The following is a 21,959-nucleotide window of genomic DNA, read 5'->3' as shown; positions in this document are numbered from 1 at the left end:
CAACATTGAGGTGATTGACACACCGCTTTCGCGAGCAGGCTCCTACAGGTTCCGGGTTTACTCAGGTGATTCTTCAGCGCTCGATAATTGCGGTGACGCCTTGACCGCCAGCGGCGCAGATTGAGATCAAACCTCGACCCTTGCCCGCCGCATCCAGCAACTTCGCCAGGTTGGCGACAATACGCCCACCGGTCGCCGCAAACGGATGCCCCGCCGCCAGGGAACTGCCTTTGACGTTGAGGCGGCTGCGGTCAATGGAGCCCAGCGGCGCATCAAGCCCGAGGCGGGTTTTGCAATAGTCGGGATCTTCCCAGGCCTTCAATGTGCAGAGCACCTGTGCGGCGAAGGCCTCGTGGATTTCGTAGTAGTCAAAGTCCTGCAGGGTCAGGCCATTGCGTGCCAGCAATCGCGGCACCGCGTACACCGGCGCCATCAACAGGCCTTCGGCCCCGTTGACGAAATCCACCGCCGCCGCTTCGCCATCGCGTAAGTACGCGAGGATCGGCAGCCCACGTTCTTTGGCCCATTCTTCACTGCCCAGCAACACCAGCGACGCACCGTCGGTGAGTGGCGTGGAGTTGCCCGCGGTCATCGTGCCCTTGGCGCTCTTCTCGAAGGCCGGCTTCAGCTTGGCGAGTTGTTCCAGGGTCAGGTCCGGACGCAGGTTGTTGTCGCGGGTCAAGCCGAGGAAGGGCGTCATCAGGTCGTTGTGCCAGCCTTCGGCGTAGGACGCGGCCAGATGGTGATGGCTGTCCAGCGCCAGTTGATCCTGTGCTTCGCGGGGGATATTCCAGGTCTGCGCCATCAGCTCGCAATGTTCGCCCATGGACAACCCGGTGCGGGGTTCACCGTTGCGCGGAAATTCCGGGATCAGATGCCGGGGCCGCAATTGCAGGAACGTTTTCAGTTTGTCGCCGGTGGTCTTGGCGCGATTGGCCTGCAGCAAGATCCGGCGCAGACCTTCGCTGACACTGATCGGCGCATCCGAGGTGGTATCGACCCCGCCGGCAATGCCGCAATCGATCTGCCCCAAGGCGATCTTGTTCGCCACCAGCAACGCCGCTTCCAGCCCGGTGCCGCACGCCTGCTGAATGTCATAAGCGGGCGTTTGCGGCGACAGTCGCGACCCGAGCACGCACTCGCGGGTCAGGTTCATGTCCCGCGATAGCTTGAGCACTGCACCCGCGACCACTTCGCCCATGCGCAGGCCGTGCAGGTTGTAGCGTTCGATCAGGCCTTCGAGCGCTGCGGTGAGCATCGCCTGGTTACTGGCGGTGGCATACGCCCCGTTGGAGCGGGCGAAAGGAATGCGGTTACCGCCGATAATCGCGACGCGGCGCAGCTGAGTCATGAAAAGCTCCTTGTGAAAATTAAAATATGAACGCGGTCCCACAGGGGTATGCATTCCAATTCAGGGTTTGCATTCCAACTCTGGGTTGCGGTCACCCTGAAATTGCCGCTACGAACTACTCTGCAATGTTCAAGCGTAGGCCTTATCTCGTGGATCGAACGACTGATTGCCATTCGTGGTCCACACTTTGAACCCCAGCTGCCGGAGCATGTTCCATGTCTGACCGTTATATCGACTTCGCCAATTCGTCCATTGGCCATCGCCTGGTCGGGGCCCTGGGTTTGCCGTCGCCGGTCCGCCTGGAGCGCTGGCAGGCAGGCCGGCTGCGGCCTGTCGAAGGGGCGCTGTTGATCGGCGGTGGCCCGCTGGCGGCGAGAGTCAGTGCTTTCGCCAATCGCCTGACCGACGCGATTTACAGCTACGGCACCGAACCTTCATTGGCCACCGCGTGGATTCCCGGCCACGGTCCAAAACTCAAAGCCGTGGTGTTCGACGCCAGTAACCTGGAGCAAACCGGGCAACTCAAACAGTTGCGCGAGTTCTTCCAGCCGCTGATGAAAAACCTCGATCACAGCGCGCACCTGGTGATTCTGGGCCGCGCCCCGGAAACCTTGAGCGACCCATTCGCCGCCAGCGCCCAGCGCGCACTGGAAGGTTTCAGCCGTTCGCTGGCCAAAGAGCTGCGCAGCGGCGGCACCTTGCAGCTGATCTATGTCGGCGACGGTGCCGAGGATCAACTGGAAGGTCCATTGCGCTTTTTCCTTTCACCCAAAAGTGCGTTTGTGTCTGGGCAAGTGATTCGGTTGAAGGCGTGCGCCACGCCAGTTCAGGACTGGACCCGACCGCTGGCCGGGCGCAAGGCGTTGGTGACCGGGGCTGCGCGTGGTATCGGCGCCTCGATCGCCGAGACGCTGGCCCGTGACGGCGCCGAGGTGATTCTGCTCGACGTGCCACCGGCCAAAACCGATCTCGACGCCCTCGCCGCGCGCCTCGGCGGGCGCAGCATCACCCTGGACATTTGCGCCGAAGACGCCGCTGCGCAATTGATCGAACACCTGCCCGACGGCGTCGACATCGTGGTGCACAACGCGGGCATCACTCGCGACAAGACCCTGGCCAATATGACCCCGGAATTCTGGGACGCGGTGCTCGCGGTCAACCTCAATGCGCCACAAGTGCTGACCAAGGCCCTGCTCGACAGCGGCACCTTGCACGACAACGGACGGGTGATTTTGCTGGCCTCCATCAGCGGTATCGCCGGCAATCGCGGGCAAACCAACTACGCCGCGAGCAAGGCCGGGCTGATCGGGCTGGCACAAGCCTGGGCGCCGCTGCTGGATCAACGTGGGATCAGCATCAACGCAGTGGCCCCGGGATTTATTGAAACGCAGATGACCGCACACATTCCGTTCGGCCTGCGTGAGGCCGGTCGACGCATGAGTTCACTTGGCCAGGGCGGCTTGCCGCAAGACGTCGCCGAAGCCGTGGCCTGGCTGGCGCAACCGGGCACCGGCGCTTTTACCGGGCAAGCGCTGCGGGTCTGTGGACAAAGTGTCTTGGGGGCCTAGTGATGATCACCGATTGGCACACACTCAACCGCGAACCGAGCCTGCCGGCGTTGTACGTGCGAGCAGCGACGCGACGCAAGATCACTGGTACTACGTTGCCCGACACGGGTTTGCACTGCTGGGTCGATGTCGATCCCAAGCGCCTGGCGGCGTATCGCAACGTCTGTGGGTTTGCCGACAACGGATTGCTACCGCCAACCTATCCACACATCCTGGCGTTTGCCTTGCAAATGCAATTGCTCACCGCCAAAGCATTCCCTTTTCCCCTGCTGGGGTTGATTCACCTGAGCAACCGCATCCGAGTACTGCGGCCCATGGGCGGCGTGCACCGGGTACGTGTCAGCGTGCAGGTGCAGAATCTGCAACCCCATGCCAAGGGTGCGACGTTTGACCTGATGACCACGCTGGACGATCAATTGGGGACACTCTGGGAGGCGCAAAGCCAGATGCTGTGCCGGGGTGTCAAACTGGACGGCGAACCCATCGAAGACGTGCTGGCAGCCACGCTGGAGATGATGGAAGTGGCCCGCTGGAAAGCCCCCGCCGACATTGGTCGCCAGTACGCCAAAGTGTCTGGCGATTACAACCCGATTCACCTGAGTGCCGTCAGCGCCAGACTCTTCGGTTTCCCGACGGCCATCGCCCATGGGTTGTGGAACAAGGCGCGCACGCTGGCGGCGCTGGCCGATCATCTGCCAACGGCGAACATCGAGATTGCCGTGCAGTTTCGCAAACCGGTGCGGTTGCCCAGTGAAGTGACATTGCTGGCGAGCGCGGCGGGATCCAGTGGGGACTTTCAGTTAGGGGGTGCTGGGGRTCTTGAGCACATGGTCGGGCATTGGCGGCCGGTAGCCTGATGGCTGACAGATAAGTCGTTGGAATGATTTAGATGGCTATCGCGAGCAGTAATTTGTACTGATGCGCAAATCCAATGTGGGAGCGACGGTGCGACGATTCGACCTGCTCGCGATGAGGGCAGCACATCCAGCCTCTATGTTGAATGTAAGTCCGCCATCGCGAGCAGGCTCGCTCCCACAGGGTTTAAGTGTGTCAGTGGGCCAATGTAGGTGGGTAGTTGGCCAGGATCCGTACAACGGTTTCATGTATCGCATTGCTGCGATCCGTCGGATTCGGCGAGCCGCTGAGCAGTTGTTCGTCGCTGCCGCGCCACACCAGTTTGCCATCCTTGCCATCGAGCAGGTCAATCTGGATGGTCGCCACTTTGTAGCTGACGTTGCGGGTTTCGTTGTACATCGGCGCGCCCCAGTAACCGTACCAGGGGTTGCCATAACCGCCGCCATAGTTGGTGGTGACTTGTTGCTGGCGCTCTTCGACGATCAGATAAGTTTGTACGTTCAAGTCGCCCTTGGTGCCAGCGGCGGCCGGACGCAAGCCTCGCTGATCCAGTTGATCGGCAACGGATTGGCGGATGCGTTGTTCAGTCAGGTCACTCTTGATCCGTGGATCATCGGGGCGATATTGCAGGGCGGGTTCTTTCCAGCTCCAGCTGCGGTAGGCGGCAAAATTGCGGCTGGCGTCGTAGTCGTGATTGACCTGGTTGGCGGCGCAGGCACTGAGCAGTGCGGCCACAGCCAGTACAGCTAAACGGCGGAACATGATGTTTCTCCAGGTGCAGGCAAAACATGCGGAATGCTTCTTATCTACAGAAGCTAACCAGGAGGATACGCCGACGTTGCCTTTTCTACAGCCTCTCGCAGGGCATCTGCTTGCTCGCTTTGGCTGCCTCGAAGGCTGGTTTCAGCGCTGCCGCTCCACACTGGCTGACCGGTACCGGCGTCATACATGTCTACCTGTACCACCACCACTTGTTCTTGATAGGTGCGCATGATCGGCACGCTGCCATACAGGCCGTAACCGCTGCCATAGTGGTTATACCCGCCATAGCCGGCGCCGTAATAACCGTAATCGTCCTGCACCTGACGCATTCGGGTTTCCTGGTGCAGGTTGGCACTGACAAACAGGTCCGCCGGACGGTCATCGCGCTGCGGCCGCAAGCCGCGCTGGTCGAGCGCATTGCTGACTAGATCTGCCACCTGCGCCGAGTCTGCCCAGGTGGTGCCCGGCGGCAGATGACCGTCGAGCCACGCCCAGCTGCGATAACGCCCGTAGTCATGCGATGGCGCCGGGTAGGCGCTGTGATCGAAGGTGGTGGCGGCGCCGGGTGGCGCTGGCGGTATCGGATTGGACGATGCCACATACGGGTTACTGCCCTCACAGGCCGCCAGCCCGAGACAGATCAGCAGTAACCCTGAACGACTTTTCATTTCGTGCTCCGCTCAGACCGGTCGACAGATCCAGTGCAGATAGCGCCCAAGCCCGGCAAAGCTTGGGTGACGACGGTGGGCCAGCTCCATTTCGAGCAAGTCCACCAGCTCGGCGCGGGCCTGGAATTCCACCGGCATATAGTCGTGAAAAACCCGCACGCCACTCTGGGTTTCGACCTGCCACAGGCCGTCGAGTTGCGCCGCCAGCTCGCGCGGATCCAGCGGCTGTTGCGGGGTCAGGCTCTGCTTCTCACCGGCCATGTCGTTCTTGCGCATCTTGCGAAAGTGACCCTTGAGCAAGTTGCGGTAAATCAGCGCATCGCGGTTGTAGAAGGCCAGGGATAACCAACCGCCTTGCTTCGTCAGTTGATGCAAAACCGGCAAGATCGCATGGGGTTCGGCCAGCCATTCCAGCACGGCATGGCACAGCACCAGGTCATAAGGTTCGGTGAGCTGACCGAGCAACTCCTGCCACGGTGCCTGAATGAATGTCGCGCTCTGCCCGGCCTCGGCAAAGCGTTGGCGGGCGCCTTCGAGCATCGGCTCGGCGGGCTCGGCCAGCGTGACATCATGACCGCGCTGGGCCAGCCACAATGACATGTGGCCCAGACCGGCGCCGATGTCGAGTACGCGCAGCGGCCGGTCTGGCAGGGTTTCAGCCAGGTCGGCCTGAAGCACCGCCAGCCGGATCGCGCCTTTGGCCCCGCCGTAGATTTTTTCGGCGAAGCGTGTCGCCAGTTGATCAAAATGACGATCGCTCATCAGCTGAACCTCTTTTCGCTGTCTGCGAGTTTGCTGCGCACGACTTCATTCATGTCCAGCCCCAACTCGCTGCACAGCAGCAATAAATAGAGCACGATATCGCCCACTTCCTGCCCGGCGTGGGCGAGCTTGTCGGCCGGCAGCTGACGCGACTGGTCTTCGCTCAGCCACTGGAAGATCTCCACCAGTTCGGACATTTCCACGCTGGCGGCCATGGCCAGGTTTTTCGGGCTGTGAAATTGCCGCCAGTCATTGCGATCTCGAATGGCGTGCAGGCGTTCGGTCAGTTCAACAAGGTTCATCGGGCTCTCCTGAAGGCGTATAGCTTCGGGGGGATGATGTGTGAAGGCAAGCGGCATGCGCTGCAAAACCACTATGCTTGCAGGGAACTCGCCACTGCGATCAATGGCCCAAGGCTCAACCACTTTCATCAGGACGTTAACCCCATGCAGGTAGAAGGTTTTTTCGAATGGCTCGGCCAGGCGCTCGGTTCAGTCATCCGCTTTATCGTTGACGGCCTCAGTGGCTTGTTCAATCTGCTGAGCAATGCCGGTGGCGACTTTGTCGAAGGCTTGTCCCGGACGTTGGGGATGGACGCATCGATCATCAGCATCATCGCGCTGATCCTGGGCTTGATGCTGTTGTGGTCGGCGATTCGGGCCTTCATGAATGCGTCGATCATCATGGGGATCATCTGGTTGATGCTGGGGCTTTGGTTGCTGAGCTGGATCATTCACTGACACCACCCTTCCCCCTGTATCTGATCGTTCCCACGCTCTGCGTGGGAATGCAGCTCTGGACGCTCCGCGTCCCTAATGGCGTGACGCAGAGCGTCACAAAAGTCATTCCCACGCAGAGCATGGGAACGATCACCACCAACTGTCGTTACAATGCCGGCGTCCCCAAGGAGCCTGCATGTCCAACCTGATTGCCGACTGGCGTGACCGCCCGACCCATCGTCGGGTCTGGGCGCTGGCTGCGCCGATGATTCTGTCGAACATTTCCGTACCGCTGGTGGCGCTGGTCGACAGTACGGTCATCGGCCATCTGCCCCACGCCCATCAGTTGGGTGCCGTCGCGGTCGGGGCCAGTTTGTATACGCTCCTGGCATGGGCCATGGGTTTTCTGCGCATGGGCACCACCGGCTTCGCGGCGCAGGCAGCCGGACGCGGAGATGGCGCGGCGTTACGGCAGATTTTGTTGCAAGGTCTGTTGTTGGCCATGGGCCTGGCGATTGTCCTCGGCGCCGTGGGTGTTCCCTTGAGCGGCGTCGCGTTGCACTTCATGCAACCTTCGGCCGAACTCGATCAATTGACCCGCGAATTTTTCCACACTCGGTTATTCGGTCTACCGGCGGCGCTGGCCAGTTATGCTCTGGTCGGCTGGTTCCTCGGCACCCAGAACGCGCGGGCGCCGCTGGCGATTCTGCTGAGCACCAACCTGGTGAACATCGCGCTGAACCTGTGGTTCGTCCTCGGGCTGGAGTGGGGCGTGGCCGGTGCGGCCCGGGCATCGGTGATTGCCGAATGGACCGGCGCGCTGATTGGCCTGCTGCTGACACGCAAAGCCTTGCGTTCCTACCCGGGGCATATCGTCTGGGCCGCGTTGGCGCTGTGGCAGAGTTGGCGGCCATTGCTGGCGGTCAATCGCGACATTTTCATTCGTAGCCTGGCGCTGCAATCGGTGTTTTTCCTGATCACCGTGCAGGGCGCGCGACTCGGTGATGCCACCGTTGCCGCTAATGCGTTGTTGCTTAACGGCCTGCTGCTGACGGCACATGCACTGGACGGTTTGGCGCATGCCGTGGAAGCCTTGTGCGGGCACGCCATTGGTGCGCGTGATCGAGTGGCATTGCGGCGCTCACTGGTGGTCGCCTGCGGCTGGTCATTGCTGGCGAGCCTGGGCTTTGCCGTGCTGTTTGCGTTCGCCGGGCACCTGTTTATCGAGATGCAGACGGACATCCAGAGCGTGCGCGACACCGCGTTCATCTACCTGCCCTACCTCGCTGCGTTGCCGCTGATTGCAGTGTGGAGTTACCTGCTCGACGGGCTGTTCATTGGTGCCACTCGCGCCCGGGAAATGCGCAACGGCATGCTGTTGACCTTGATTCTGCTGCTGCCCTTCGCCTGGGCACTGCAAGGCCTGGGCAACCATGGACTGTGGATCACATTTTTGCTGTTCATGGTGTTGCGCAGCCTGACCCTCGGCGCGTTCGCCTGGTACTTGCGCAAGAACGACGGCTGGTTCACCGGATGATGGGAGGTCAGGGTCTTCAATACGTTCAGGGTTGATTGTTCTGCCAACGATTGCGCAGGCTATCGAGACGTTCCTGTTGGGTGATTCCCGGCAACGGCTGCTCAGGCACTGCGCCGGGGCACTGCAAGCGTAGCCATAACCAGCCATCGAGCACCGGCCGCTCGCTGAAACCCAGCGCCAGTCCCTCCAGCAGATAAGCCCACAGGCGCGTGTAACTGCATCCGGTGGATTGGCTCCAGCGCCAGGCGTGCTGTTCCAGCAGGCAGGTTTGCAATGCGTCGCGCTGACGCGCACTGAGGTCTTCCTCGATGCCTAGCGGTTTGACCGCAAGCCCCGGATTGAACAACTGCTGCCAGCCCTGGCAGCCGATAGCCCGGTCAGCCCAGGTTCCACCAAACCAGCGCAGCTGGCTGATCGGACCGAGCCAGCGACTTAGCTCCTGGGCATCGCATGCATCGAAAAAGTAGCTGGCCGTGTGGGGGTTGTAGTAACTCAGCAAGGCGCGGTGATGCAGGCCAACGGTGACGGTGAGCATGCGACGCAGATGTTCGAGCAACTGCGACGGCGACGCCTCACTGAACAACCACAACCCGCTCCAGAGGTGGGGTTCGCGGTGGCACCGTTCGGCCAGCGCAGGGCATCCGTTGAGGTCGACCAACACCGGTCCGCGCTCCCTCAGCGGCTGCCATTCGGTGTTCTCAAACAGCCAGAACTTGCGGGCATGGGCAAACTGCTGCCGCAGTGCTGCACCGGCCCCAGGCTCACCCGGTACATCGAGCAACAACCAAGGCGAGGTTGCTTCGGGAGCCAGGACGGCAATCATGCCGCACCGCTCTGGCCAAGCTGCGTCGCGGCCCGGCAAGTGCAAAGGGTTTGTGTGCAATGAGTGAAACTGCCCCCGCCGGGCAGCAGGCACAGCAACACCAACGGCTCRCTGGAGTGCAACAAGCGCAACAATCCCTCGACCGGCACCTTGTCATCCGCCACCGAAGCCGATTGAAGCCCGGATGAGCCTGGCACCTGGATATCGGGCGTGCAGGGAAGAAACCCGGTGATCAGCGGTTGATCCGGATCGCCTTCGATAAAGCTCACCAGCACCTCAATTCCTTCACTCAAAGGCAGGTCGAGCGTGCCACGCAATTCAGGGGCTATCGACAACCAGCAGTGGCTGGGTGCCGCCCGTTCGCCCTGATAGAGCCAGTCAAATTGCACGGCGACGGGCCTGGACACATCGGGTTGAGGCTCATCGACCTCGACCACCCAGGCCCGTTGCAGGCTGTGCATCCTTGGGCCAATGGTCGAGTTCCTCGTCACATAAGGCAACGCTGCGGTCACCGCGCGGACCTGGTTGCCATATGTAAACTCCGGCAGCTGTCCACCTTGATGCTCGACATGGGTCAGCAGCCAACGACGATTCCAGTCAGCACATGGATGACCCGTCATCGGAACCCGCTGGCCACTGCGCAGCGTCGCAAGGTTCGTATGGCCTTCGGCAGCCTGCCCGCGCCCCTGGAGTGTGAACTGATGCACGCCGGGTTGTCCGGTGTCGGGCGCAAAGACCATCTCTGCGCCACATCGAACAAGTCCCTGCCCGTCACCAATGACCAGACAGTGACCGCCCCAGCGGTGCTCGAAGTGATAATGGAGTCTTTCTTGTGCACACAGTCGCTGGAAAAATTGCAGATCCGACTCCTGGTACTGCGTGCAGAAATCCCGAGAAGGGTAATCGCCGGTCAACTCGAAACGCCGATCCTTGCCCGCAATGCCATGCTCCTTGAGCACTTGGGCGAGGATGTCCGGCACCGAACGGTCACTGAACATTCGCCGGCTGAACCGCAGCGCCAGACACGCCAGTTTCGGCCTCAGGCTTACACGACAAAGCCTGGGTGTGGCGCCATGTCCGGTCTGGACGAGTTCATGCAGCTGCCCGTGAATACCGTTCCCCGCAGGCCCGAAATGCAAAAAAGCCGGCCGGTACAACAGACTTGCCAGGTCCAGTGCCGGATCATCAATCAGCAGATCCATGTCGAACACAAAGGGTTGGCTGATCGCTTCAGTGCCGGTAAAGGCCAAGACCTCAAAGGGATCGGGCAGACCCTCTACATCCAGACGAAATGACGGCTCGTTGACTGGATCGAACATCGGCGATTCTCTACAGGAGGGGCGGCCGGGGATTCTCTCCGAGAGAGTTGGCCGAGTAGAGTGCCGAAATACAACTTAGGAAACGGCCTACGCGAAAAGAAGACCACATCGCATGGATAGACGTGGATGTGAGTCATTTCGCTGAAAAACAAAGACGCGTCTCACCAGGTCATATGAAATTTCCGCAGCGTGCGGAACATTTTCAGACAACCTGATGAGAGCAGTGCCTTACCTCAAGAAGACAGGTAAGACGAACGGGTCAGGCCCAGACGCAGCGCGTCGAGGAACTGGGTGCGCTCGGCAGCGGTGATGCGGGCACTGGCGCACTTGTCGCGGTAGTGGGTCATCAACTCCTCCGGCGACAAGTGCACGTAACGCAGCATGTCTTCGATGGTGTCGTGGGTTTCGATACCGGCGTGGTACACGCTGCCGTCAGCGTTCTGGTAGATGTTTACCGAATCGGTGTCGCCGAACAGGTTGTGCATGTCACCAAGAATTTCCTGGTAGGCGCCCACCAGGAAGATCCCCAGCAGGTAGTCTTCACCGTCGTTCAGCGCGTGCACCGGCAGGCTGGTTTCGATGCTCTGCTCGTCGACGTATTGCTTGATCTTGCCGTCGGAGTCGCAGGTCAGGTCTTGCAGCACGGCGCGGCGCAGCGGCTCTTCGTCGAGACGGTGCAGCGGCAGGATCGGCAGGACCTGGCCGATGGCCCAGGTGTCCGGCAGGCTCTGGAACACCGAAAAGTTGCAGATGTACTTGTCGGCCAGTTTGTCGTTGAGTTCGTCGAGCACCTGACGGTGCGAACGCTGACGGGCTTTCAACGAGTTGTGCAAGCGACGGCACACGGCGAAGTAGCATTGCTCGGCCAGGGCTTTTTGCGCCAGGGTCAGCTTGCCATCGGCGTACTGGGAAGCCACGTCACTCATGTAGTGCGTCGCGCGCCAGTACGTTTCGGTGACCATCTCGATGTCGGTCGGGCCCAGCAGGTCAACCAGCCACTGCACGGTTTCCGGCAGCTCTTCCTTGTTGTCGATTTTCGGCACGTCGTCGTTGTGTTTCTCGACGTCGGTGACTTGCACCACCAACATGGCGTGGTGAGCGGTCAACGAGCGGCCGCTTTCGGAGAAAATGTTCGGGTGCGGCAGGTTCTGCGCGTCGCAGAATTCTTTGAGCATCCCGACCACGACACCGGCGTAATCGTCCATGTCGTAGTTGATCGAACTGGCGTTGCGCGAATGCGTACCGTCGTAGTCCACGCCCAAACCGCCACCGACATCGATGTGATCCACCGGCAGGCCGAGGTTGCGCAGTTCGCCGTAGTAACGAATCGCTTCCTTGAAGCCGTGCTGGTAGTCCGCCAGGTTGGCGATTTGCGAGCCCATGTGGAAGTGCAGCAGGCGAATGCCCTGATCCAGGCCGGCCGCGCGGAAACGCTCGACCACCGACAGCAATTGCRCCGCCGACAGACCGAATTTGGATTTTTCGCCGCCGGTGTCAGCCCACTTGGACGAGGCCAGGGACGACAGACGCACGCGCAGACCGACTTGAGGCTTGACCTTCAGCGACGCCGCTTCTTCGATCACCAGGCCGACTTCGGATTCTTTCTCGATCACGATAAAGACGTTGTGACCCAGTTTCTGGCCCATCAGCGCCAGACGAATGAACTCACGGTCCTTGTAACCGTTGCAGACGATAGTGCCGCCCTTCGGCGCCAGGGCCAACACGGCCAGAAGCTCAGGCTTGGACCCGGCTTCCAGACCGATGGAAACGTCCTGGGTGGCAATGATGTTTTCGATCACCGCTTCTTGCTGGTTCACTTTGATTGGGTACAGCGCGGTGTACTTGCTCTGGTATTCCAGACGCTCGATGTTGGCATCGAAGGCGCCGGTCAGCTGACGCACGCGGTCTTGCAAGATATCCGGGAAACGCACCAGCAATGGCAAGGACAAACCGCTTTTGCGCAGTTGGTCGACTTGCTCGAACAGATCAATAGGCGAACTGGTCGGACCGTTCGGACGAACTTCGACACGACCGGCGTCGTTGATCGCGAAATACCCGGCCCCCCAATGGCGAATCCCGTAAACACTGCGGCTGTCCGCAACTGTCCATTGGCTGCCATCGTCTTTGCGTGTGCGTCGTACGGACATTGAAGTCCCCTATAAAGAAGTCATAGAGCGTCGCCTTGAGTTCAGGCCGGCGCAGTCTAAAGAATGAAAATGACGATTAGCCTGCATGCAAGGGCGATAGACCGCACATTCAGGTTTGAGTTTAGAAACCGGATCAGAACAGGCTCTGTGAAAACCATGTAGACGACGCCAGACCCACTGTCAGGACTGGATCAAGCCGAGGGTGGTTTTCACAGAGGCTGCTAGCCGCCGGACTTCTTCGCTTTGAAACCGAGTTTGATCAGCTCGCCCAAGAGTAGCTCGACATGATCGCCCTGGATTTCGATGATCCCGTCTTTCAACGCCCCACCGGTGCCGCAACGTTTCTTCAACGTGGTGGCCAGGTCCTTGAGCGCGTCTTCGGCCAACGGCACGCCGGTGATGGTGGTCACCGTCTTGCCGCCACGGCCCTTGCTTTCGCGACGTACGCGAGCGATGCCGTCGCCGGCCGGGATAACGGTCTGTTTGCAGATACAGGCGTCCACCGGTTTACTGCATTCCGGGCAATGACGACCTGCGTCGGTGGAAAATACCAGGCCACCAAGGGCGGCGAAGGATGCGGCTTTTTTGGCCACCGGCAATCCTCTTGGGAGGACAAAGACTGGTCGCGGCAACTCGGGAAGTGGCCATCGACCGCGAAGCCCCACTCAGGCAGGGGCAGCGCTACTGAACCGGGCACGCTGGTTCAGTTTGAAAAGGTCGCGCAGTGTAACGGCAAAAAGCCGACTTGCTAAGAGCCAATCGGCGCCAATTTATAGCTCTTTTGCGACGTCATCCTGTTGAGCACGCAGATAGCGCTTCAACGCGGCCAGAGAGTCCGGGCAATAAGGCTTTTGCTGGATTTCCAGCATGACCTGATCGACGGGGATGAAGCGCGCTTCGAGCACCTCTTCAGGCTGCAGAGTCAACGGCCCGTCCCACACCGCCGAAAACGCCGAACACCAGAGCCGGTTGCCGGTGTCTTCAAAGAAGAAGTGATCATGGGCGGTCAGTTCCACGCCGCTCACGCCCAACTCTTCTTCGAGTTCGCGGGCGGCCGACTCGGCGTAGGTTTCACTGGCGAGCACCATGCCCCCCGCAGCCACGTCCCAATACCCCGGATAAATCGCTTTGCTCAGGGTTCGCCGGTGCACGCACAGTTCACCGGCCGAGTTGAACAGCATGATGTAGGTGCCGCGCCCGATCAGCCCGCGCTCACGCAAATCGGAACGGACCAGGGCGCCGAGCAGGTTGTCCTGTTCGTCGACCCAGGCGATCTGTTCGGCATCCGAGGCCGCGCGATGGGCGGCCTCTTTGGAACTATCGACCATGGCTCAGCCCTGATTGAGCAATTGACGCAGATCAATCACCGCTGCGTTGGCCCGGGAAATGTAATTGGCCATGACCAGCGAGTGGTTAGCCAACACGCCGAAACCGCTGCCATTGAGGATCATCGGACTCCAGACCGCCTCTTGCGAGGCTTCCAGCTCACGAATGATCTGACGCACGCTGACCGTGGCATTTTTCTTGGCCAATACGTCGGCGAAGTCGACTTCAATTGCGCGCAACAGATGGGACAGCGCCCAAGCCTGGCCACGGGCTTCGTAGAAGACGTTGTCGATCTGCATCCACGGGGTCTCGACGATTTCTTCGTCGACCTGTGGCACTTGCCCCGGCGCGAGGACTTCGGTTTTCAGCGCGGTGTTGAGTTTGACCCGGCCGACGCTGGCCGACAGGCGTTGTGACAGCGAACCCAGTCGGGTGCCCACGTCACCCAGCCAGTTGTTCAGGTTGTCGGCGCGGGCATAGAACAGCGCGCTTTTCTGGCTCGGATCGGACAGACGCGCCTGATAGCGGCTCAGGGAATTGATCCCTTCCTGATATTCGGACTCACTGGAAGGCAGCACCCAGCTTTTGTTGTCAAAGTTGAAACGCGGTTCGGCCTTGGCCAGATCGGCGTCTTCGGCCGACTGCGACTGGGAGCGGGCGAAGTCTTTACGCAGCGCACGGCTCAGGTCGCGCACCTGGACCAGCACGCCATATTCCCAGCTCGGCATGTTGTCCATCCACAGGCCCGGCGGGAAACGGTCGTTGGAAATATAGCCACCCGGTTTGGTCAGCAACGTCCCGGCGACGGTCTTGAGGGTTTCCACCGTGGTGTAGCCGATGACCATCTGCTTGCCTTCTTTTTCGGCAGCGATCTGGGCATTTTGCTGGACCGGGAACAGCGCAGGCTCTGCACTCCAGTACCAACCCAGGGCAATCGTAACCAGTAGATAAAGGCCGATCAGCGTGGCCAGCGCCCGGCTGAACAGCAGGCCGCCAAAGTAACTGCGGGTGGCCGATTCAGGTGCAGCGGCACGTTCAGGTGCGCTGCCCGCGCGGTTCTTCCAGTCCAGCATGGCGATATCCTTTCAATCACTTGAGTTCATCGGTTCGACCACAACCATACAACAACGTGCCTTGGGCCGGCACCCGTCGTTGGGTTTATCCCGAAAATTGGCGTAGGAAAACCAGCCACCCTTGCCAATGAACTCAAGTGTGCATGCCTGCTTTAATGGCCCCTGACCACCATTGAAACCTGCCGCACCTCGGCCGGCATGAAAAGATGGGCGATGCCTTCGCCGTCTGTTGTGCGCTGGACAGCTTCCCCGTCCACGGTCGCGATGTAGCTGCGCTGCACCAGCGACTCGCCCGTGAAGCTGTCGATCAGGCGGAAAATCCTGGGTGTTCGAGAGGGCTGGGGCGGTGGATTTTTCATCAGCTCCATGACCTTGCGGTCAAAAGCCTGCTTCGCAATCGCCCAGTCACCGTAGTCGGCTTCAGCCCTGACCAACCACCACTCACCCCGCTCAATCTGGTCGAGCACTTCGCTGTCGATATCGATCAGCAAACTGGCGCGCAACTCGCTCAGTCCTTCAATGGTTTGCCGATCGTTCAACGCCTGGCGAACATGGTCCATCGCTTCCTCGCCAGGACAAGCATGCTGGCGCTCCCACGCAGTCAGACGAAAGTCATGGACCAGCCTCATGCCAGCGTCTCGGCGTTCCACTCGTCGGAGCCCATGGTACGGCTGATTTCATGTCTCCAGTAAATGCGTCGGTAGCTGAAGTGAACCTTCTCCAACTGGGTGATGTGCGCAGTGCCCGCGTCTTGGCAGTGCGGCAAAAGCACCTCGGCGCCGATGATCACCGCGTCTTCAAGCTCCATCGTGTAGAAATGCTCCTGCATTCCCTGAGCCGAAGTGCGATACCACTCGACGCGGCACTTGCTGAGCAGCTCCCCGGAACACAAGGCGATGTTGATCAGTGGCGACGCTTTGTCGATGGACTTGGTAATGACCAAGGGCTTGTGCATCCGGCGCCCCGCGCCCGACCCTTTGGGCACGAAGATGCCATGGCTCAGAGCCTGAATCATGATCTGGTCCTCACGACCCAATTGGTAGACGTTACCCACTGACGCTTCGGTGAAGGCGCCCGCGCTGATGAGGCCTTGTCGTTCGCCGTGGAGGGTCATGAAGGCAGGGGTTGGCATGATGGGGCTCCTTTGGTTTTTGTGGGGAATAAGGGGGTGTTCGGTTTGGATTGATCCAATTCGACTTCTTCGTCCCCATCTTCCGCGAAAGGCGTCCATGGCTTGCCGATCGACAGTGTGATGAGGTAGCGCTCTTCGTTGGGTCGCTTGTCGTATTTGAAACGATCCATGAACATCGTGACTTGATATTTATCACCCGCCTTCCAGTAGACCGCTCCTCCTTTATTAACGTCTCGAAACTGCGCTCGCCATTCAGGCGTGTCAGCAAAGGGTGGATAACTTGTCCTCCCGGCCACCCTCCATCCGCCCTGGCGCCACTGATCCTGCAAATCCAGAGCGACCTTCAGGGCGTCATCGAGCAGCAACGGTTCAATCTGTGGGGACATGCGGATACTGCCAACGACATTGTCGTCAAATACAACAGTAAAAAAGCGTGCTCTCGGTGTGAGGAATTCGTACTGCGGATCGATGAATCGAAGCCGTGCATCCGTGTAGGGAATGCCCATCCAGACATGCCCGGGCACCCTCGGGCTGAAGCGGACTGAAGAATGCTTGAGCAAGGTTTCATAGGTACCGCCCATCTCCAATGCGATTACCGGCTCTTGCGACAGAGACTCAACTAACTGATTTGTAGCCACCCAAATCAGGCTAGCCAGAAGCAGCAAGCCTGCCCCAAGCCGCCAGCGGCCAATACCTTGCCGCGAACTCATCGTATTCCCTGCCCTGATGCGATCTCGGTGATCGACTGCTCCAGCACACTGCGGTTTGTGTCGTTGAGCAGCTCATCAAAGCGTGCGGCCGCCCGAAGAACGAAAGGCATTCGCTGCTTGATATCCGATAGGTCCGCCAGCGGGCTATTACTAAAGCCAATGGTGCGACCGTCAACAACACGCTGGCATTGGCTAGAGAGCGTCAACTCAATTGCTTGAGCTACCCCCGTAGGAAAACCGGTCACGTAGGAAGCATGATTGCCACGCAGTAAAGCCACCAGTTGCTGGTCCTGATAAATCGTGGGCTGAAGAATATTTTGCTGCTCATGCCATGCCAGGTCTTCCACACTGCTGGCAATATTCCCGGCTTCAAACGCCTCAAACGCCCGAAGGATTTCGATGTAGCCTCTCCCGAATTTCAGCTTTTCCTGCCCCACTGGCCATAGCACCGGGAACTTCGGGTGGCCGTGAATTCCCTTCCGGGTGTCCAGGCACTTCTTCAACTCCTCCAACCCACGCTTGGCATAAAACTCATGCAGCGGAAAAACATCCAGAAACAGCGTGGTATTCCCCAGCGCCATCATGTCGTGCACATGCAGGAACTGCTGCTGTACCAAGGACAAGTCTTCCCCGGCAAAACGAATATCCACTGAGGGCACAGGATTACGCGCATCCGCTTCTTTATAGTCACGCAAGGCATCTGCCTGTTCGGACATTCTGTCCGGAGTCAAAACCCCGGACTCACGGCGGCCGTCTCGCAAACGCTGCCGCGCCTCCCACTCCTCGCGAATACGTTCAACACTGTCCGTTGCATGCAGCAATCCACAACCCACCTGCTTGGAGGCAAACGCCGCCAGCCCGGCCCACTGAAACCTTGGGTCATGCAGCCACAGCCGGGCATAGGCCGCGTTGATAGCTCGATTGCGCGCCACCGGGTCGGCAATCAATACGCCCTTCGGGGCGACGATCTCCTCCGCCTCGCGCTGATACGTACGCCAAAGGCAGGAGCACGTGAGGATCGGCACGTCAGTGACCAAGGTCTTGCTGCCATAAAGCCGCTCCTCTTTACACTCACAGTCAGCAACGGGGGGTGCTGTTGTGATTCAGGCGCTGGTCATCGCTGGAATGTTGTTCAAAACACTGAGTCATGAGTTTCGGTTGGTTACCAAGGGAATCCCTGAACCCTAACAGCCGAAAATCCCGGGCGAATCATGCCGACGCAAAATCAGAATTCCCTGACAGACGAGGCTCGCCGCAGCGAAGGAAGTGGCCCTTAAGCGACAAGGAAATCTCTTGAAACCGCCTGAACGCGGGGGGCTGCCTAACACAACCCTGCCAAACAAGACCGGCCGGTCACAAACTGAATGACGCTGCATTACAGATTATTGACGTACGACTCTCATCCCATTGAAAAGAGGTGCTAGCATAGAGCCACCAGTCGACCTCAGCATTTACCCTAACTAGTAGTCAGGATATGACCGAGCCAGAAGACTCCAGCCGTGAGCGCCTCAAGCACCACTTTGCCCAGCGGGTGATTCATCAGGCACGTCAAATTCTTGAGATCTGGCAGCGCCTGCAACGCAGCGAGTGGTCCACCGCCGACTTGTCGGAACTGAGCGAGGCCAACCTGCGCCTGCTGCGGTTTGCCGAGCGTTTCGAGCAACCGGAACATACGCAACTGGCGCGCCACATCGGCCAGTCGCTGGAGGCTGTCGACGCCAATCGCGGACGACTCAGCAGCGGGCTGATTACCGATCTCAATCGCTTGATGCAACGCTTGTCGCGCACCGGCCTGCGACATGGCGATCAGCTCGAACATACGTTGCTGCCGCCCTTGCGCAAGCCGATCTATGTGATGTTGCAAGATCACGACCGCGCCGAGCGCCTGGCCAAACAACTGGAATTTTTCGGACTCAGCGTTAAATCCCTGGACAGCGTTGCAGCATTTCGCGCGTCGATGGTCGAGCGTTTACCCGCCGCCATCGTCATGGACGTGGACTTCAGTGGCGCCGGTATTGGCCTGAAGCTGGCCGCCGAAGCCCAGGAAGGTCTCGATCAGCGCCTGCCGCTGTTGTTCTTCAGCCTGAACGAAACCGACACCCCGACCCGCCTCGCCGCCGTGCGTGCCGGTGGCCAGGAGTTTCTCACCGGCACGCTGGAAGCTTCGAGCCTGCTGGAGAAAATCGAAGTCCTGACCTGTGTCGCTCAGTACGAACCTTATAAAGTGCTGATCATCGACGACTCACGCGCCCAGGCCCTGCACACCGAACGCCTGTTGAACAGCGCCGGGATCGTCACACGCACGTTGATCGATCCGATTCAGGCCATGGCCGAACTCTCGGACTTTCAACCTGACCTGATCATCCTCGACATGTACATGCCGACCTGCACCGGCACTGAACTGGCCAAGGTGATCCGTCACAACGACCGCTATGTCAGCGTGCCAATCATTTACCTGTCGGCCGAAGACGATCTGGACAAGCAACTCGACGCCATGAGTGAAGGCGGCGACGACTTCCTGACCAAACCGATCAAGCCGCGCCACCTGATCACCACCGTGCGCAACCGCGCGGCACGGGCGCGTAATCTGAAAGCCCGAATGATCCGCGACAGCCTGACCGGCCTGTATAACCACACGCACATTTTGCAATTGCTTGAAGACTGCTGCTTCCGCTCCCGCCGCGAGAGCAAGCCGCTGTGCTTTGCGATGCTCGACATTGACCACTTCAAACGCGTCAATGACAGCCACGGCCACCCCATGGGCGACCGGGTAATCAAAAACCTGGCGCTGTTCTTGAAGCAACGCTTGCGCAAGACCGACTTCATCGGCCGCTATGGCGGCGAAGAGTTCGCGATCGTCATGCCGGACACTGACCTCGAATCGGCTTACACAGTGCTGAATGAAATTCGTCAGCGCTTTGCCGAAATTCACTACCCTGCCCAGCCTCAAGACCTTTGGTGCACATTCAGTGCCGGCGTGGTGGAGTTGTGCGAACACTCTGACAGCCTGATGATGACCAGTCAGGCGGATGAGGCGCTGTACCGCGCCAAGGATGCCGGACGCAACTGTGTTCAGGCGGCGCGAACATCGCGGCAAAGTGCTGTTTTTTCATCAAAACCCACCGATTCCGCCATAACCCTGTAATACAAATGCAATACATCCAGACGCTTACCGCAGCGAATTGGACGCCGACGTCGAAGGCGAAGTGGCTGGGCGGCTTGCCGCTGCTCGACGCTGCCGCCAAGAGTGCATCGAACACCATCGAACGCCCCGCCCTGCACACCCGCCCGCCGTCCGCTATCATGCCCCCAATTCCGATACGCGAGATTGTCATGCGCCGTTTGCTCTGCCTGCTGCTTCTAGTGCTCGCCCTGCCGGCCACCGCCGCCGGGTTGCCGGACACCCGACCCAGTTCCACCCTGGGCGTGATCAACAACAGCGCCGACTTTTTGCCGGTGCGCGAAGCCTTTCAATTGAGCCTGATAGACAGCACGGCGCAATCTATCAAGCTGCGTTTCGTCGCCACCGAGGGGTATTACCTCTATCGCCATCGATTCCAGTTTCGGGCTGAGCCGGCCGATATAAGTCTGGGCGCCGCAATACTGCCCAAGGGCGAGCAGAAGCACGACGAGTACTTCGGCGATGTCGAGGTTTATCACGGCGTTGTTGACGTAGAAATTCCGCGCACCGATCAACGCGCTTTCACACTCGACGTGACCTATCAGGGCTGCGCCGACAAAGGCCTGTGCTATCCACCGGAAACCGAGCGTTTGAGCATTGATGGCATTGGCGCCCCAACCTCCGCGCAAAGCGTTGGCTGGCGCGAGCTTGCCTTGTTCTTCCTCGCCGGTTTGGGTTTGACGTTCACCCCTTGCGTGCTGCCGATGCTGCCCATTCTGTCCGGCGTGGTACTGCGTGGTCAGGTCGGTGGTTTGCGCGGCTTCAACCTGTCCCTGGCCTACGTACTGCCGATGGCCGCCTGCTTCGCCCTGCTCGGTGCGCTGATGGGGATGTTCGGCGCGCAGCTCAATCTTCAGGCACGCTTGCAATCGGCCTGGGTGCTGGTGCCGTTTGCGATGTTTTTTGCGCTGTTTGCCCTGGCGATGTTCGGCGTATTCGAACTCAAGCTGCCGCAGGCCATCAGCAGTCGCCTGGATCGCATCGCCGGCCGCACTGAAGGTGGTTCGCTGTGGGGCGCGGCGGTGCTGGGCGTGGTGTCCAGCCTGTTGGTTTCGCCCTGCGTTTCTGCCCCCCTGGCCGGCGCGCTGTTGTACATCAGCGCCAGTGGCGATGCGTTGGGCGGCGGGCTGAAACTGTTCATGCTCGGCCTCGGCATGGGGGCGCCGCTGTTGCTGGTGGCCACCGGCGGCGCGGCCTGGCTGCCGAAAAGCGGGCCGTGGATGGTGTATGTGAAAAATGCCATTGGGGTGTTGTTGCTGGGATTGGCGATCGGTCTGCTCAGCCGGGTACTGCCAGGCCAGATCACCTTGCTGCTGATCGGTTTGCTGGCCGCCGGTGTCGGCTTGTTCATGGGCGCACTGGAGTTCGTCTACAAGCCCCCTCGAAAACGCCTCGGCCAGTTGCTCGGGATGTTCCTGCTGTTTTACGCGCTGGCGTGCTGGTTCGGGGCCTTCAGCGGCCAGACCGATCCGTTCAACCCGATTGGCCAATCACGCGTGATTGCGGGTAACACACCCGCGGCAAACACCGGAACCTGGCAAACGATCAGCACGCCCTCAGAGTTGGACCGCGTGCTCGCCGATGCTCAAGCTTCCGCAACCCCGCTGTTGCTCGACTGGTACGCCRACTGGTGCATCAGCTGCAAAGTGATCGAACGCGAAGTCCTCAAGGACGCCAAAGTCGTCGAACGTCTGCAAGGCTATCGATTGGTCCGTTTCGACATCACCGCCAGCAATGCCGAACAACGCGCCCTGCTCGACCGTTACAAGCTGTTCGGTCCTCCGGCCTTGATGTTTTTTGGCAAGGACGGAGTTGAACGCGCCGATGTGCGAATCATCGGCGAGATCAACGCCAAAGACTTCGTTGAACGTGTTGCACGTGCAAATGACCAGATTTAAACACCCGGTCACATATTTCGCGCAAACATCGGCTATCGTGCTGGCTATTGCATAGAACTGGACAGTCACAAAGGCTTTGCGGCATAGTCGCCGGGTTCTGACAATTGCCCACAGATAACAAGGAACAG

General features: G+C 59.8%; 20 protein-coding genes and 1 pseudogene. 6 read left to right on the top strand and 15 right to left on the bottom strand.

The features are described from left to right. Positions 1-73: 73 nt before the first annotated feature. Positions 74-1,351, bottom strand: coding sequence for an acetyl-CoA C-acetyltransferase (locus AC1DSG_RS04395; protein ID WP_477789759.1), 1,278 nt, complete (start codon positions 1,349-1,351; stop codon positions 74-76). A 215-nt stretch (positions 1,352-1,566) separates the two neighbouring features. On the opposite strand from AC1DSG_RS04395, the gene AC1DSG_RS04390 reads away from it, so the two are divergent. Beyond that, positions 1,567-2,919, top strand: coding sequence for a 3-oxoacyl-ACP reductase (locus tag AC1DSG_RS04390; RefSeq protein ID WP_477789758.1), 1,353 nt, complete (start codon positions 1,567-1,569; stop codon positions 2,917-2,919). A gap of 2 nt (positions 2,920-2,921) precedes the next feature. Continuing rightward, positions 2,922-3,776 carry a MaoC family dehydratase gene (locus tag AC1DSG_RS04385; RefSeq protein WP_477789757.1) on the top strand — a complete coding sequence of 285 codons (855 nt, stop codon included), beginning with the start codon at positions 2,922-2,924 and terminating at the stop codon, positions 3,774-3,776. A 193-nt stretch (positions 3,777-3,969) separates the two neighbouring features. On the opposite strand, the gene AC1DSG_RS04380 is transcribed toward AC1DSG_RS04385, so the two are convergent. The 4 genes from AC1DSG_RS04380 to AC1DSG_RS04365 are packed head-to-tail and all read right to left on the bottom strand — an operon-like array spanning position 3,970 to position 6,268. Continuing rightward, on the bottom strand, positions 3,970-4,536 hold the full coding sequence (locus AC1DSG_RS04380; RefSeq protein ID WP_477789756.1) for a DUF4136 domain-containing protein: 567 nt from the start codon (positions 4,534-4,536) through the stop codon (positions 3,970-3,972). A gap of 53 nt (positions 4,537-4,589) precedes the next feature. After that, positions 4,590-5,204: a DUF4136 domain-containing protein gene (locus AC1DSG_RS04375; RefSeq protein ID WP_477789755.1), complete on the bottom strand. Its 615-nt coding sequence runs from the start codon at positions 5,202-5,204 to the stop codon at positions 4,590-4,592. A gap of 12 nt (positions 5,205-5,216) precedes the next feature. Next, positions 5,217-5,966, bottom strand: a complete 750-nt coding sequence (locus AC1DSG_RS04370; RefSeq protein WP_477789754.1) for a methyltransferase domain-containing protein — start codon at positions 5,964-5,966, stop codon at positions 5,217-5,219. After that, positions 5,966-6,268 (bottom strand): MazG-like family protein, encoded by a 303-nt coding sequence (locus AC1DSG_RS04365; RefSeq protein WP_477789753.1) that lies wholly within the window; start codon positions 6,266-6,268, stop codon positions 5,966-5,968. Before AC1DSG_RS04365 ends, AC1DSG_RS04370 begins: the two co-directional genes overlap by 1 nt. Positions 6,269-6,412: 144 nt before the next feature. Here AC1DSG_RS04365 and AC1DSG_RS04360 point away from each other — a divergent pair, with 144 nt between their 5' ends. Together AC1DSG_RS04360 and AC1DSG_RS04355 are read left to right on the top strand one after the other, a co-directional pair. Further along, positions 6,413-6,706 carry a hypothetical protein gene (locus AC1DSG_RS04360; RefSeq protein WP_477789752.1) on the top strand — a complete coding sequence of 98 codons (294 nt, stop codon included), beginning with the start codon at positions 6,413-6,415 and terminating at the stop codon, positions 6,704-6,706. Positions 6,707-6,881: 175 nt separating this feature from the next. Then, positions 6,882-8,222 carry an MATE family efflux transporter gene (locus AC1DSG_RS04355; protein WP_477789751.1) on the top strand — a complete coding sequence of 447 codons (1,341 nt, stop codon included), beginning with the start codon at positions 6,882-6,884 and terminating at the stop codon, positions 8,220-8,222. Positions 8,223-8,247: 25 nt separating this feature from the next. Here the strand turns inward: AC1DSG_RS04355 and AC1DSG_RS04350 are convergent, their stop codons facing one another. From AC1DSG_RS04350 to AC1DSG_RS04305, 10 genes and pseudogenes are all read right to left on the bottom strand, one after another. Continuing rightward, positions 8,248-9,045: a DUF4123 domain-containing protein gene (locus AC1DSG_RS04350; RefSeq protein ID WP_477789750.1), complete on the bottom strand. Its 798-nt coding sequence runs from the start codon at positions 9,043-9,045 to the stop codon at positions 8,248-8,250. Further along, a complete protein-coding gene (locus AC1DSG_RS04345) occupies positions 9,042-10,364 on the bottom strand; it encodes a contractile injection system protein, VgrG/Pvc8 family (protein ID WP_477789749.1) in 1,323 nt (440 codons plus the stop codon). The genes AC1DSG_RS04350 and AC1DSG_RS04345 overlap by 4 nt, the downstream gene beginning before the upstream one ends. 233 nt (positions 10,365-10,597) lie before the next feature. Continuing rightward, entirely contained in the window at positions 10,598-12,511 is a 1,914-nt protein-coding gene (speA, locus tag AC1DSG_RS04340; RefSeq protein WP_477789748.1) for an arginine decarboxylase, read from the bottom strand. Between the two features lie 221 nt (positions 12,512-12,732). After that, positions 12,733-13,104, bottom strand: coding sequence for a translation initiation factor Sui1 (locus AC1DSG_RS04335; RefSeq protein ID WP_007947660.1), 372 nt, complete (start codon positions 13,102-13,104; stop codon positions 12,733-12,735). A gap of 177 nt (positions 13,105-13,281) precedes the next feature. Next, positions 13,282-13,839 carry an NUDIX hydrolase gene (locus AC1DSG_RS04330; RefSeq protein WP_477789747.1) on the bottom strand — a complete coding sequence of 186 codons (558 nt, stop codon included), beginning with the start codon at positions 13,837-13,839 and terminating at the stop codon, positions 13,282-13,284. Positions 13,840-13,842: 3 nt separating this feature from the next. Beyond that, positions 13,843-14,910, bottom strand: coding sequence for a DUF2333 family protein (locus tag AC1DSG_RS04325; RefSeq protein WP_477789746.1), 1,068 nt, complete (start codon positions 14,908-14,910; stop codon positions 13,843-13,845). Positions 14,911-15,062: 152 nt separating this feature from the next. Then, positions 15,063-15,539 (bottom strand): hypothetical protein, encoded by a 477-nt coding sequence (locus AC1DSG_RS04320; protein WP_477789745.1) that lies wholly within the window; start codon positions 15,537-15,539, stop codon positions 15,063-15,065. Continuing rightward, positions 15,536-16,042: an Hcp family type VI secretion system effector gene (locus AC1DSG_RS04315; RefSeq protein WP_477789744.1), complete on the bottom strand. Its 507-nt coding sequence runs from the start codon at positions 16,040-16,042 to the stop codon at positions 15,536-15,538. Before AC1DSG_RS04315 ends, AC1DSG_RS04320 begins: the two co-directional genes overlap by 4 nt. Next, a complete protein-coding gene (locus tag AC1DSG_RS04310) occupies positions 16,021-16,752 on the bottom strand; it encodes a hypothetical protein (protein WP_477789743.1) in 732 nt (243 codons plus the stop codon). The genes AC1DSG_RS04315 and AC1DSG_RS04310 overlap by 22 nt, the downstream gene beginning before the upstream one ends. Next, positions 16,749-17,901, bottom strand: a pseudogene (locus AC1DSG_RS04305) (DUF2515 family protein). The gene AC1DSG_RS04310 and the pseudogene AC1DSG_RS04305 overlap by 4 nt, the downstream one beginning before the upstream one ends. A gap of 325 nt (positions 17,902-18,226) precedes the next feature. Here AC1DSG_RS04305 and AC1DSG_RS04300 point away from each other — a divergent pair. Continuing rightward, positions 18,227-19,897 (top strand): diguanylate cyclase, encoded by a 1,671-nt coding sequence (locus tag AC1DSG_RS04300; protein ID WP_477789742.1) that lies wholly within the window; start codon positions 18,227-18,229, stop codon positions 19,895-19,897. A gap of 188 nt (positions 19,898-20,085) precedes the next feature. Further along, the gene (locus AC1DSG_RS04295) at positions 20,086-21,831 is read left to right on the top strand and encodes a protein-disulfide reductase DsbD (RefSeq protein WP_477789766.1); all 1,746 of its coding nucleotides are present in this window, start codon (positions 20,086-20,088) and stop codon (positions 21,829-21,831) included. The last annotated feature ends 128 nt before the right edge of the window (positions 21,832-21,959 follow it).

This window comes from Pseudomonas sp. P5_A12 (assembly GCF_056400685.1).
The sequence above is the reverse complement of the archived record's forward strand: the minus strand, read 5'-3'. Positions and strand labels throughout refer to the sequence as shown.